This is a genomic window from Thomasclavelia cocleata, assembly GCF_900102365.1.
GTDB classification, from domain to species: domain Bacteria; phylum Bacillota_I; class Bacilli_A; order Erysipelotrichales; family Coprobacillaceae; genus Thomasclavelia; species Thomasclavelia cocleata.
On sequence record NZ_FOIN01000025.1, the window covers coordinates 1 to 13,458 of the forward strand.

Below are 13,458 nucleotides of genomic sequence, written 5' to 3' on the forward strand. Positions count from 1 at the left end.
CACAAGATTCACGAGAAGAGGAATAGAGAAGGTGAAAATGGAATATTTACTGGTGTGTACAGGATATAATTTAAAGAAATATCATAAATATAGATTAAGAGAAACGAAAAAACAGCAGATAAATTAGTGATAATCAATGATAACTCGAAGAAAAGTCACATTGAAAAGAGGAGTTTTAGCAGATGATACCCTCATTGCGCTCAAAAACAGCCAAAATAACATAAAATATTATTAAATATCGTGAGAGTTGCAATTATAGCAGGTAATTGCATTTTATTTTGCAGAAAAAAAGCTGAACGAATTCAACTTTCCTTTTAAAAAGTTATTTCGTTACAGCCCCTTTTTATTGTATAATCCATTTAAAATAAAACATGGGCATTTCACTAAACATTAAATATCTAGGTAAAAGATATTGATCATCGTTAATAGTCATATTACGGTTTTGATTGTAACCAAAAGCTAATGAAACATTATTTTTTTTTAAAACATTGATAATATTTTCATTAGTTGCACCATAAGGAAAAGCGAAATATTTATCGCTGACAATATTTTTATTTAAACTAAAATCATTATTTATTTGTTCAATGTTAAGAGTATCTATTTTTTTAGTATATTTTTTTTTATGATGAAGATTATATGAATGTGAGTAAAATTCAACATACTCATCATTGATGAGGTCTTTTTTTCTTAAATATTGATGTTTAGAAGGGTTGTTATTATTGGCTATGGTTGTTTTATGACCAATGACAAAACAAGTTGCTTTAAGGTTGTATTTTTTTAAAATAGGTTTAACAATAGTTTTAAAGTTTAGTAAACCATCATCAAAAGTTAAAGCTACAGCATTTTTAGGTAATTTATAATTACCATTATAGTAATCTTCAATTTCTGTCATAGTTAAAGTATAAAAGTTATTTTTAGCTAAATAAGCCATTTGTTCTTCAAAGTCTGACTTAGCCATATAATATGTATAATCATTGAAATATGCTTTTTTATCATGATCACTTACAACTCCATGATATCCTAAAATTGGTAAACCATTAATATTTAAATAATGTGTTATTATATCTTTACCTATCCAGATTAAACCTATTACTAAATATCCACATAAAACAAAGATAAACATTCTTTTAATTGTTTTCATTATTACCTCCTGAATGCATTATAACAACTAATAACATAATTAGCCATCTTTCTATTACTTTTTAATTAGATTGAAATGAATTTTTTTTATATTTATTGTCTATACTTACAAGTGTAGTCAGAAAACTTTTCCTTTCTTTTAATAATATGATTGACTACATAATAAGATATCCCTTTCCCTGATATCTATATTATAAAACTAGCAGTTTTTCCCCGCTGCTAGTTTTATATATATAAATAATTTTAGTAATTTTGAATAAAAAGTGTTATAATATTAATCTATATGTAAAGAGGGAAGGAGTAGTTAAATGAAAGAAAAAAAGGAAACAGATTTAGGCAAAGACAAGCTAGGAATGTTATTGTTAAAACTAGCATTACCTGCAATTTTAGCACAAATCATTAATGTTTTATATAATATGGTTGATCGTATGTATATTGGTCATATACCAAAAGCTGGTCCTGATGCTTTAACTGGAGTTGGAGTAACAATGCCAGTAATTATGGCAATATCTGCTTTTGCAGCTTTAGTTTCTATGGGTGGTGCGCCACGAGCATCAATCATGATGGGAAGAAAAGATCACAAACAAGCTGAAAAAATTTTAGGGAATTGTACGATGATGCTTATAATTATGGCAGTTATATTAACTGGTATATTTTTGATATGGGGGGAAAATATTTTATTGATTTTTGGGGCTAGTGAAAAAACGATTGGCTATGCTTTAGATTATATGAAAATTTATGCTATGGGTACAATTTTTGTACAATTGGCATTAGGTCTCAATGCATTTATTAATGCACAAGGCTTTGCGAAAATGGGAATGTTAACAGTAGCGATTGGGGCAATTATCAATATTATTTTAGACCCAATTTTAATATTTCAGTTTTCACTAGGAGTAAAAGGGGCTGCTCTAGCAACAATTATTTCACAAGGAATATCTTCTTTATGGGTAATATATTTTCTTACAAGTAAAAAAAGCACATTAAGAATTAAAATAAATAATTTAAAATTAGATTATAAAATTATTTTACCATGTCTAGCATTAGGACTTTCACCTTTTATTATGCAATTTACAGAGAGTGTAATATCAGTATGTTTTAATACGTCATTATTAAAATACGGTGGAGATATAGCAGTTGGATCAATGACAATTCTCACTAGTGTAATGCAATTTTCAATGTTACCATTACAAGGTCTAACTCAAGGAGCTCAGCCGATTGTTAGCTTTAATTATGGAGCCAATAATATTCATCGTGTAAAAAATACATTTAAGTTGTTATTAAAATGTTCTTTATCTTATTCAATGTTGTTATGGGCTATTGCGGTATTTATACCAGATGTATTTGTTTATATTTTTACTAATGATAGTAATCTAGCTGAACATACACGTTGGGCACTTAGGGTATATATGGCAGCTTCAGGAATTTTTGGAATCCAAATTGCTTGTCAGCAAACTTTTATTGCGATTGGAAATGCTAAGACATCTGTATTTCTTGCTATATTAAGAAAAATTATTTTATTAATTCCGTTAATTTTTATTTTACCAGTATTTATTTCGAATCATACTTTTGCTGTTTTTTTAGCAGAACCAATAGCTGATACAATTGCAGTATCAGTTACAGCAACATTATTTTATCGAACATATAAACGTTTAGAGGTAAGTGATAGACACTTTGAATAAAAGTGTCTATATTTTTTATAATTTTGTTTTTATTTTAGTTGAAAGAGTAGATGCAATAGCTATTTTAATAATATCTCCAAAGATAAATGGAATAACACAAACTGTTAAAGCAGTAATAATTGTATTGTTTGTTACATATATAAACCAGATAGTTCCAATTAAATAACAAACTGCAGTACCTGTGATCATAGCTATTATTTTACGAATAATAGAATTTTTATTATTAATAATTATACTGATAATTAATGATGTTATTGGAAAACTGAAGATATAGCCTCCAGTTGGTCCAAGCAATGAACTTAAGCCACCACGAAATCCAGTAAATACAGGAAGACCGATAGACCCCATTATTACATATACTATGGTAGTGATAACTGCTGATTTTGGAGTTAAACTACATGCAATAATATATATTCCAAGGGTTTGAAGTGTAATGGGAACTAAACCAGGTAAATCAATTTTAATTTGAGCTAGTAATGCAACACTGCAGGCAAACATTGAGCAATAGCACATATTTTTAACTTTTGGATTCAAGTAAATCACCTCTGGTAGCAAGTTTAACAGAATTATTTATCCTATACAAGATAAAACTAATGCAATCAAATATTCATTTAAAAATAGGTTATTTATTATATTAGGCTCAATTTCTTCATTATTTTTGATTGAATGATAGAAAGCATAAATAGCATCTTTACTGCTCAGTTTTTTTATAGAAGTAAATATTTCTTTAATGGGGAGATTTTTAAATCGGCTTTTATCTTGAGAATATCGGTGATGATATTCTTTAGAAAAGTTTTTATAAATTTCTAAGTATACATGATTAAAATCATATATTAAATCACTTTCATAATGGAAATATTCCATCATTATTTCTACACCACGGATAAAATAATCTTCTATTTTAAGTTTATTTAAATAGACATCTGCTTTTAATAAATCTGTTAAAGGTATATTAGAATTAAAGATATTTTTAGTAATGATACTTTTATTGATAGTATCTTCATAATTAATAATTGACCAATAAAATTTATTTATAGTAGTTTGATCAAGAGTAGTATTATTGAAAGTAAAGCGATAACCCATTAATTTATTAAAAGCTTTTAAAGTATCATAATAACCAAGGTTAATACGCCAATTAAGAATATCACGATTAAAATCTAAAAATCCCCCTAAATCATAGCTAGGACGAATTAATTTGATATAAGGGCGATCTATATAATAATTATGATTAGTCTCTCTAGATAATTCAATAGCAATAACCCTTTTCGCTTTCATTTTTAAAGCTAAAGAAATTGGAAGATTATCATAATAACCACCATCAATAAAACCTTGTTTATCAATATAGTGCACAGGAAATGCTGGAAAACATGAAGCAGAAGCAATTGCATATTCAACTGGCTTATTTGTCTTCATTTTATGTTTAGTAATTTCTAATGGTGAAAGATTTGGATATTTTACAGTTACTATTCCATAATCAATATTACTATCAAAGAATTTTTTATCATTATAAAGAGAATGGATTAATTTTTTAAGAGGAGTAATATCGGCTCCCTTTTCATTAATATATGATTTAAAAAAAGGTTTAATTAGATTTGCTTGTGAAATCATTGATTCAAATGAAAAATCAAGGTTAATAGGATCTTTTAAAACATCACTTATTTTTATTTCATTCCATAACTTATATAATACTTCATAATCTTTTTGAACAACTAAAAGTGCATTTAAAGCACCAATTGATGTGCCAGTCACGATATCAAAATCGTATCCAATTTCACGTATTGCTTTAATACAACCAGCTTGATATGCTCCCTTTGCTCCGCCTCCAGCTAATACTAATGCTTGTTTCATAGATATCACCTCATTTAAATTATACGTTAAAAAAATGGAAAAGTACTAAAAAGTTTATTTTTTAGATAATATAAGTAGAATGATTATAATAAATTATTTGATATAAAAATTTTAATGATAAAGATTTAATTAGATATCTTTTAAAATAGTAATTTTTTGTTATAATATGGTCATGGAGGATTTTAATATGAAAAATATAGTAAAAACAGATCAAGCTCCTGGAGCTATTGGACCTTATAGTCAAGGAATTAATATTGGGAATATGTATTTCTTTTCTGGACAAATTCCTTTAGATCCAGTTACTGGTACAATGCCTGAAGGAATTGAAGCTCAAGCTCATCAGGCTTTAAAAAATGTTAAAGGATTATTAGAGAGCCAAGGTTTAGATTTTTCTAATGTGGTTAAAACAACAGTATTTATGGATAATATGGATGATTTTGTTACTGTAAATGATATTTATGCTGCTTATTTTGTTGAACCATTTCCAGCTCGTAGTGCTGTAGAGGTTGCAAAATTACCAAAAGGAGCATTGATTGAAGTAGAAGTAATTGCAATTAAATAAACTAAAGGACTTTGAGTTGTTAAGAATAATTCAAAGTCCTTTAGTTTATAAAAATAGTACTACTAGTATTCCTAATATCAAACAATATCGGGAAAAAACAATTAATTTTCTTTTTTCTAATAATTTAAATAAAATATGTAAAGCAAGATATGTTATAACTCCGCTGATAAAAAAAGAAATTAAATATGGTAACCATAGAGTTTGTAAAGTGTTTGATGTTATGAAATCCTTTAACTTGAGAATTATAGCTCCAATACTTACAGGCATAAACATGAAAAATGAAAAATCACGAGCTGATTTTTGATTAAGACCCCCTAACATCCCACCTGTTAAAGTTGAGCCACTGCGAGAAATTCCTGGTAATAAAGCAAATAATTGGAATAGTCCCATTCGTAAGGCATCAAAGAGATTAAGATTTTTTGTTGAACGTTTACCAGTATAACCAAATTTATGTATTGAAAGTAAGAATATTGCTGTAATAAGTAACATGCAGCCAACTAATTTAGGATTAGAAAAAGCAGCTTCAATTTTATCGTTAAATATAAATCCTCCGACTGCTGCTGGAATAGTAGCAACAATTAATAAAATACAGTAGCGAAAATCCTTTTCATAGTATTTTCTTTTTTTAGGTTTTTGGATATAACTAAAGAAAGCAGTGAATAATCTAATAATATCATGGCGATAATAATACATGATTGCAAGAAGTGATCCTGTATTTACAATTACTTCAAATGTTACATCGTTTAATTGAGGAACCATTAGATTCATTTTTTCAAAAATACTTTGAAAGATAACTAAATGACCGCTACTAGAAATAGGAATGGGCTCACTAAAACCTTGAATTGCTCCAAGAATACCATAAATGATAATGTTTTTGATTAGTTCCATGTTTTCACCTCGGCAAACATTATAACTTAATTGAAAATAAAAATATAGTAAAACATGATTTATTAAAATGAACATATACTTATATGGGAGGAAATATGAAAGATATAATTGTTAATTGGGTTAAAGAAGACGAAGAGTTATTAGAACCATATGAATGGGATGAGGATGATGATTTAGAAATTATTTCTGTTTTAGAAGCATATTTAGTCGATGAAAAAACATTACATGATTTTATTTATGGATGTATTAATTTGTTTAATGAGGATTATTTTAATAGTATTTTTATTGTAGGTGATGGAAAATATAGTGTGGTTGTTGAAATTAATAGTGCTGGTAAACTTGTTTATCGTTCTTTACCAATGATTAATCAGCGCACCTTGATTAATGAATACTTAAAGAGTCAAAAGCAGATTAAATTTAATTATCATATGTATGATGAAGGGTTAATTAAGGAATATGGTTTAACTAGAAATGAGCGAATAAAGAAACAGTATGTTGAAAATAAGGTTGATCAGTTATATGTTGAAGATTATGAAAAGTTTCTAGAAATTTGTAAACAGTTGGAGATTAAAGAAGATAAAAGTATTGGGATGTATTTGAGGTTAAAGAAAAAATTAGAAAAAGGTTATTCTTTTATTCATGAATTATTGTATAACGAATTTGTTAAAAGATAGAGTTTTTGCTCTATCTTTTATTTGACATTAATAATAATGCGTGTTACTGTATTAGTGTATTAATACAGAAGGAGGAGAATATGCAAGAATTATTAAGAATAAATAATGTGAGTAAAAAATATGGACATTTTAAAGCTTTAGACAATGTTTCTTTAAACTTACAAGCTGGTAGAATAATTGGATTACTAGGGCCTAATGGTTCTGGGAAAACAACACTAATTAAAATAATTAATGGTTTATTGAAAGAGTATGATGGACAAATTCAAGTAAATGGTGAAAAGATTGGTGAAAGTTCAAGAAAAATTATTTCTTATTTACCAGATGAGAATTATTTTCAAGATTGGATGTATGTTAGAGATGTTCTAGAAATTTTTAGTGATTTATACAGTGATTTTGATAGTGAGAATTGTTTATCATTAATGAATCGTTTTAAATTAGATAAAAATATGAAGATTAAAACAATGTCAAAGGGAATGAAAGAAAAGTTTCAATTATGTTTAGTAATGTCACGAAAAGCTAAAATATATATTCTAGATGAACCAATTGCAGGAGTTGATCCAGTAGCTAGAGAAGTCATTTTAGATGTGATATTAAACAATTATGAAGAAGGTTCTTTGGTGCTGATTTCTACTCATTTAATTAGTGATTTAGAAACAATTTTTGATGAAGTGATCTTTTTAAAAGAGGGGAAAGTTGTACTGCATAAGGAAACAGAAGAATTAAGAATTGAAAGAAAACAATCAATAGATGAAGCTTTTAGGGAGGTATTTAGATGCTAAAGTTATTAAAATACGAGATTGTTCAATCATATAGACAATATTTGTTGACGTTTGCTATTTTTTTAATATTATGTATCATGACACCGTGGGTACCTGATTTTATCAGTGGAATATTAGCTTCATTACTGGTGTTTGCATTTATAGGGATTTCTATTGCGATAAATGTAAATGTAATTTTAAATTTTAACCGTTCAATGTATAAAAGGCCTGGGTATTTGACTTTGACATTGCCAGTTAGTACAAATAAATTATTGGCAGTAAAGTATTTAGGAAGTTTAATTTGGGTATTTATTGGATATTTAGTTTTAGCGATTGGAATCGTTATTTTATCATTGTTAGTTGGTGGAGTAGATTTTAAGGATATATTAGAGGGAGGTAATATATTAATTAATATTTTAGGGGAAAATGTTGATGAATTTATTTTACAAATTATCAATTATTTGGCAGGCATTAGTACCATGATCTTATCATTCTTTTTTGTGATTACACTTACTAAAACGAAATATATTCCAAAGTATAAAACAGCACTTGGTATTGGAATTTATTTTTTAGGACTTGTTTTAATTGCAAAGATTATATCATTGTTACCAATAGGTAATTTTATTAGTAATCTAACTTTTATCCAAATAACTATTTGTGAAATATTGTTTAATTGTTTATTTGCAGGAGTTTTTTATTTTTTAACTATTTATTTAATTGATCACAAAATTGAAGTAGAGTAGGTGGATAGATGAAATATGATTTTAATAATAACCTACCAATTTATATTCAAGTAATGGATGAAATCAAGAAAAAGATTTTTAATGGAAGTTATCTTTTTGGAACAAAAATAGATTCTGTTAGAGACTTGGCATTAGAATATGGTGTTAATCCAAATACTGTACAAAAAGCTTTAAGTGAGTTAGAACGTGAAGGGTTGTTGTATAGTAAAAGATCTAGTGGACGTTTTGTTAGTGAGGATATTGAATTGATAGAGAATTTTAAAAAAGAAATTATTGTTGAGAAGGTAAAAATATTTGTTAAAGAAATGGAAGAATTAGGATATTCAAAGGAAGAAATAATTAAATTGATTGAGGAACTTAATTAAAATTAAGTTCTTTATTTGTATATCAGATAAAAAATGATAGAAAAATCATAAAAATAATGTATAATAATGGGGTAAGGGAGATGATATTATGATTCGTATTTATACTGCGCCTAGTTGTGCATCATGTCGAAAAGTTAAATCATGGCTAAAGGAGCATAATATACCATATGTGGAAAAAAATATTTTTTCAACCTTGCTTAGAGAGATTGAATTAAAAGAATTATTAGAGCGAAGTGAAAATGGAACAGATGATATCATTTCTAAACGTAGCAAAATAATTAAAGAAAACGATATAGATATTGATAGTATGTCAATTAATGAATTAATTAAATTTATTCAAGATAATCCTTCCGTTTTAAAACGACCTATCATGATTGACGAAAGAAGATTTCAAGTTGGTTATAATGCCGAAGAAATTAGGGTATTTATTCCACGAGAACTTCGTAAGTTAGCAGAATGTTCACGTCAAGAAGCATGTCCACAGTTTATTAATCAGTCTTATAAAATTAAAGAAGCATATTTAAAAGAAAAATAAATAGTATTATATTTGTAAGTATAAAATCATGTTAAACTTAACATATTTTATGCTTTTTTAGTTAAAAAGATTATGTATAAACAAAAAAGAATTAAATTAATAATATATGTTTCTAAATAAAAAAATGAAAATATTATGAATTTAAATATGAGACGGAAGAAGAAAAACTTAACCAAGTATATTGAAATATTGTATTTTGTTTGCAAGATGCTAATAATTTAAGATTATCTAAATATATGATATTGAAAACAAAATTATGGAATATTATGATTAAAAGATATATATATAAATTTAAATGTGTAGAAAGCTGACATAGTATTAATTAGATTAGTAAAATATAGATAGTTATTTATAAAAATAACCATCTATATTCACGTTTATATGACAGATAAAATTTATTTATTATTGTTTAAAGATTTGATTAAGCGAGTTATTTTACTAGAACAATTAGTATTGTAAGTTAAGTTATATTTTTTTATAAAATCTAAAAAGTATTGTTTACCAAGGGTATAATTAGTTATTTCGTATTCTAATTCATAATCTTCTAAATCGTTGTATTGATTATAATCAATACAAATTAAACCGTATTCTGTATTGATTTCATTACGAGTAGTTGTTAAAAAATGGTCAGTAATGAACATGGTACTATCAAGTTGATATGGTTTTAATAAATCAAAAATCTCATTAGTTATTAATTCATGTTTTATGATTTTATCTTTAGTTTTTTTATCAATGATTAAATTTGTTTCTAAATTACCTCTAATCTGGGGCTGTTTTAAAGTAAGTTCATATTGGTTGTTTTTTTGACGTATTCTTAAAGTGTATTTTAATTTACTTAATATTGGGTGCATTAAATAATAATTGGTTTGTTGATAAGAACTAGTAATTTTATAATCACTAATAATTTGTTCATAAATATTTTTTGTTATTAATATTTTAAATTCAATTTCTAAGTTTTCTTCCATAGTTGCCTCCATTAGTATATACTATAGTATATACTCTAAGGACGGTGAAAACAATGAAACAATATGCATTAGTAGTTAAACAAGATGAATTATCAAAAAAGGTTGCTAAAGAAATTAGAACTGGATTAATGGGAGTTTTAGAATATAATCAAGATGATCCTGATTTAGTAATAAGTGTCGGTGGTGATGGAACGATGTTGATGTCTGTTCATCAGTACTTGAAACATGATGTTAATTTTGTTGGTGTGCATACTGGAACACTTGGTTTTTTTACTGATTTTCAAAAGGATGAAGTTTTAGAATTAATTGAATTGATTAAAAAGAATGAATATTTTGTTACATCACGAAGTTTGTTGGAGATTAAAGTAAAGTATAATGAGGGTATAAAGACTTATTTAGCTTTAAATGAAATGCGAATAGATCATGGTTATGCAACTCAAGTGATTGATGTTTATATTAATAATGAATTGTTAGAGGTTTTTAGAGGGAATGGTTTATGTATTTCAACTCCATCTGGCTCAACTGCTTACAATAAATCAATTGGCGGTGCTGTTATTTATCCAGGAAATCCTTTGATGCAGTTAACAGAAGTAGCAGGAATTCAACATAATGCATATCGGAGTTTAGGTTCAAGTTTAATTTTAGATGCTGCCAAGGTAATAAGGCTTGAAGGAAGACATTTTGATCAAGTATATTTGGGAATAGATCATTTATCGTATTCTATCGAAAAAGTTGAATATATTGAAGTTAGAATTGCTGAAAAGAAAGTTAATTTTATAGAGTATAAGAATAAATCATTTATTCAAAGAATTAGAGGTGCTTTTATAAACGGATGAAATTTATTGTAAAGGCAAAAGATGATGGTTTATTATTAAAAGAGTTTTTGGTTAATCAAAATATAAGTAAAAAATCTCTTAAGGCAATTAAAATGATGGGAGATATTTTGGTAAATGGAGTTCATCAAACAGTTAGATATCGAATCAAAACAAATGAAGTAGTTGAGTTGATTTGGCCAGAGGAAAGGACAGAAATGTTTGCCTTTGCATATCCATTAAAAATTGTATATGAAGATGATGATTATTTGATAATTGATAAACAAGCTGGACTTCCATGTATTCCAACTAAACGTTATCCTAAAAAAACTTTAGCAAATGCACTTTTATATTATTATCAGCAAAATGATATTAATGCGACGATTCATTTAGTTAATCGATTAGATAAGGATACTCAAGGTTTGATGCTGGTTGCAAAAAATCGACAGGCACATTATCTAATATCCAAAGATATAAAACAGGTAAAAAGGGTATATCATTGTTTGGTGGAAGGTGTAATTGAAGATACAGGAGTAATTGATAAACCAATAATTAAGGATAGTAATAGTGTTAAAAGGTTAATAAATGAAAAAGGTAAAAAAGCGGTTACTTATTATCGTAGTTTAAATGTATATAATAATAATAGTTTAGTTGAGTGTATTTTAGAAACCGGAAGAACACATCAAATTAGAGTTCATTTAAGTTCACTTGGACATCCTTTGATTGGTGATACTTTATATGGTTCTAAATATCAGGTCCAGTATTATTTAGATAGTGTTGAAATAGAGTTTATTCACCCTTTTACAAATGAACATATTAAAATAAATAAAAAACGCTGTTAAGCGTTTTTTAGTATCTTTTTTTACCTTCAATAATTTTTGTTTGTTTTTCTATATCTAGAAAAATTCCCATTGCAATCATATATGAAAGTAACGATGATCCTCCATATGATAAAAAGGGTAATGTAATACCTGTAATAGGGAAGAGACCTAGAACCATACCAATATTCCAAACCTGTTGGAAAATCAGGAGACCAAAAATTCCTGCAGTAAAATATTTATCACGATTATTTTTAGATTTAAATCCAATTCTAATCAATAAAATATCAAGAATGCATATAACTAAGATCGTAAATCCTCCACCTGCAAAACCAAAACTTAAAGCAATTACAGCAAAAATAAAATCAGTTTGAGCTTCTGGTAAGTTTATTAAAGCAGTTTCCATACCATGACCCCATAGACCTGCTGTACCGTACGATAATAATGCATTAAAGAGTTGATAACCCTGATCTCCATAAGTTCCTTCAGGATCGATCCAGCCATAAAAACGTCCTAATTTATGATCACCGCCCATTAAGTTAGCGAATAGATCGTGTTCATATAAGAAAATATATACCATAACTCCAAGTACAGCAGCTATAATAATACCTCCTATAATAAACCATCCTGCTTGTATTCCAGATATAAAAATGATAAAAGCAACAGATGCTAACATAATCATTGTTACTCCAGCATCATTTTGTAAATAAACTAATATACATGGAGGCATTGAAACAGCCAAAATCTTACCAATTAATAAGCAGTCATTGTGCAAATTATGGACAAGATATTTAGTATTGTGTTTATCAACAATATCAGCCATGACGACAACTAAAATAATTTTCATAAATTCTGAGGGCTGGAGATCGAAACCAGGCAGTTTATACCAGGATGTTGCACCACCAGCGTATTTAGCCATAGGAACTATTTGAATTCCTAGTCGAGTATGTAGAAAGTGTTCTATGGCTAAGCCAACGAGCAAGATTATCAATATACTATAAATAATCCACATTGATGAATAAATACGATCATTGGATATTTTGAAAACAATAATCATTAATGTAAAGGACATTACATAAAATATTAACTGTTTTAACCAATATGTACTAGGGTTTCCCTTGGTGATTAATGGAGTTGCACTTTTTATTCCTAAACAGCTAATAAAACATAGTAATAGTAGTAAACCAATCAATGACCAGCAAATTACGGATTTTTCTTTTTCTTCCACCAAATCCCTCCTTATAAAAAAGATAGTTTTTTCTATCTTGGTATAGTATACTATAATTAAATAATAATTAATAGGGGGTATATGTTAATGAATGATTATTTATTGTATGGAATAATTGCTTTAGTAGTGATAATTATTTTAGCTTTTATCTTTTTAAAGGTGATAAAGAATAAACAGCCTAAACAAATTAAAGCTGGTGATATTCCTGTAGATATAAATATGATTATTGATGCTGTTGGTGGAAAGGTTAATCTTAAAGAGACAGTAGCATCGTCTTCTAAAGTAACGTTTTTTGTGAATAATGATAGTCTAGTTGATCTGGAAAAATTAAAGGCTTTAGGAGCTTCGGGAATTGTTCAAACAACTAATAAGGTTAGTGCAATTTTTGGGAAATACTCTAAAGAAATATCAAATATGATAAATGATGAATAAGCAGATTAAAA

17 protein-coding genes are annotated in these 13,458 nt (G+C 27.2%); 11 read left to right on the forward strand and 6 right to left on the reverse strand.

Annotation, left to right across the window (positions count from 1 at the left end; all coding sequences use genetic code 11):
- Positions 1–127, forward strand: a 127-nt coding sequence (locus tag BMW96_RS14800) for a transposase (protein ID WP_177165836.1), incomplete at its 5' end; no start/stop codon positions are given.
- A gap of 216 nt (positions 128–343) precedes the next feature.
- Here the strand turns inward: BMW96_RS14800 and BMW96_RS09275 are convergent.
- A complete protein-coding gene (locus BMW96_RS09275) occupies positions 344–1,141 on the reverse strand; it encodes a polysaccharide deacetylase family protein (RefSeq protein WP_092354810.1) in 798 nt (265 codons plus the stop codon).
- Between the two features lie 307 nt (positions 1,142–1,448).
- Between BMW96_RS09275 and BMW96_RS09280 the strand changes: the two genes are divergently transcribed.
- Positions 1,449–2,819 carry an MATE family efflux transporter gene (locus BMW96_RS09280; RefSeq protein WP_092354813.1) on the forward strand — a complete coding sequence of 457 codons (1,371 nt, stop codon included), beginning with the start codon at positions 1,449–1,451 and terminating at the stop codon, positions 2,817–2,819.
- A gap of 15 nt (positions 2,820–2,834) precedes the next feature.
- Here the strand turns inward: BMW96_RS09280 and BMW96_RS09285 are convergent, their stop codons facing one another.
- Positions 2,835–3,353 carry a biotin transporter BioY gene (locus tag BMW96_RS09285; protein WP_092354816.1) on the reverse strand — a complete coding sequence of 173 codons (519 nt, stop codon included), beginning with the start codon at positions 3,351–3,353 and terminating at the stop codon, positions 2,835–2,837.
- Between the two features lie 36 nt (positions 3,354–3,389).
- A complete protein-coding gene (locus tag BMW96_RS09290) occupies positions 3,390–4,667 on the reverse strand; it encodes a patatin-like phospholipase family protein (protein ID WP_092354819.1) in 1,278 nt (425 codons plus the stop codon).
- 187 nt (positions 4,668–4,854) lie between these two features.
- Here BMW96_RS09290 and BMW96_RS09295 point away from each other — a divergent pair, with 187 nt between their 5' ends.
- Positions 4,855–5,229, forward strand: coding sequence for a RidA family protein (locus tag BMW96_RS09295; RefSeq protein WP_092354822.1), 375 nt, complete (start codon positions 4,855–4,857; stop codon positions 5,227–5,229).
- Between the two features lie 45 nt (positions 5,230–5,274).
- Here the strand turns inward: BMW96_RS09295 and BMW96_RS09300 are convergent, their stop codons facing one another.
- Positions 5,275–6,117 (reverse strand): undecaprenyl-diphosphate phosphatase, encoded by an 843-nt coding sequence (locus BMW96_RS09300; RefSeq protein ID WP_092354824.1) that lies wholly within the window; start codon positions 6,115–6,117, stop codon positions 5,275–5,277.
- Positions 6,118–6,212: 95 nt separating this feature from the next.
- On the opposite strand from BMW96_RS09300, the gene BMW96_RS09305 reads away from it, so the two are divergent.
- The 5 genes from BMW96_RS09305 (at position 6,213) to spx (ending at position 9,192) form a co-directional block, all read left to right on the forward strand.
- On the forward strand, positions 6,213–6,791 hold the full coding sequence (locus BMW96_RS09305) for a hypothetical protein (RefSeq protein ID WP_092354827.1): 579 nt from the start codon (positions 6,213–6,215) through the stop codon (positions 6,789–6,791).
- A gap of 80 nt (positions 6,792–6,871) precedes the next feature.
- Positions 6,872–7,570, forward strand: a complete 699-nt coding sequence (locus tag BMW96_RS09310; RefSeq protein WP_092354830.1) for an ABC transporter ATP-binding protein — start codon at positions 6,872–6,874, stop codon at positions 7,568–7,570.
- The gene (locus BMW96_RS09315) at positions 7,564–8,292 is read left to right on the forward strand and encodes a hypothetical protein (RefSeq protein ID WP_092354833.1); all 729 of its coding nucleotides are present in this window, start codon (positions 7,564–7,566) and stop codon (positions 8,290–8,292) included. The genes BMW96_RS09310 and BMW96_RS09315 overlap by 7 nt, the downstream gene beginning before the upstream one ends.
- An 8-nt stretch (positions 8,293–8,300) precedes the next feature.
- Entirely contained in the window at positions 8,301–8,657 is a 357-nt protein-coding gene (locus tag BMW96_RS09320) for a GntR family transcriptional regulator (RefSeq protein WP_092354836.1), read from the forward strand.
- An 88-nt stretch (positions 8,658–8,745) separates the two neighbouring features.
- On the forward strand, positions 8,746–9,192 hold the full coding sequence (gene spx, locus BMW96_RS09325) for a transcriptional regulator Spx (protein ID WP_092354839.1): 447 nt from the start codon (positions 8,746–8,748) through the stop codon (positions 9,190–9,192).
- A 395-nt stretch (positions 9,193–9,587) separates the two neighbouring features.
- On the opposite strand, the gene BMW96_RS09330 is transcribed toward spx, so the two are convergent.
- Complete coding sequence (locus BMW96_RS09330) at positions 9,588–10,157, reverse strand: CYTH domain-containing protein (RefSeq protein ID WP_092354842.1); 570 nt, start codon at positions 10,155–10,157, stop codon at positions 9,588–9,590.
- A gap of 53 nt (positions 10,158–10,210) precedes the next feature.
- Between BMW96_RS09330 and BMW96_RS09335 the strand changes: the two genes are divergently transcribed.
- Positions 10,211–10,993, forward strand: coding sequence for an NAD kinase (locus tag BMW96_RS09335; protein WP_092354845.1), 783 nt, complete (start codon positions 10,211–10,213; stop codon positions 10,991–10,993).
- Positions 10,990–11,811 (forward strand): RluA family pseudouridine synthase, encoded by an 822-nt coding sequence (locus tag BMW96_RS09340; RefSeq protein ID WP_092354848.1) that lies wholly within the window; start codon positions 10,990–10,992, stop codon positions 11,809–11,811. Before BMW96_RS09335 ends, BMW96_RS09340 begins: the two co-directional genes overlap by 4 nt.
- A gap of 7 nt (positions 11,812–11,818) precedes the next feature.
- On the opposite strand, the gene BMW96_RS09345 is transcribed toward BMW96_RS09340, so the two are convergent.
- A complete protein-coding gene (locus tag BMW96_RS09345; protein WP_092354851.1) occupies positions 11,819–13,015 on the reverse strand; it encodes an FtsW/RodA/SpoVE family cell cycle protein in 1,197 nt (398 codons plus the stop codon).
- 87 nt (positions 13,016–13,102) lie between these two features.
- On the opposite strand from BMW96_RS09345, the gene BMW96_RS09350 reads away from it, so the two are divergent.
- The gene (locus BMW96_RS09350) at positions 13,103–13,447 is read left to right on the forward strand and encodes a PTS sugar transporter subunit IIB (RefSeq protein WP_092354854.1); all 345 of its coding nucleotides are present in this window, start codon (positions 13,103–13,105) and stop codon (positions 13,445–13,447) included.
- Positions 13,448–13,458 lie beyond the last annotated feature (11 nt).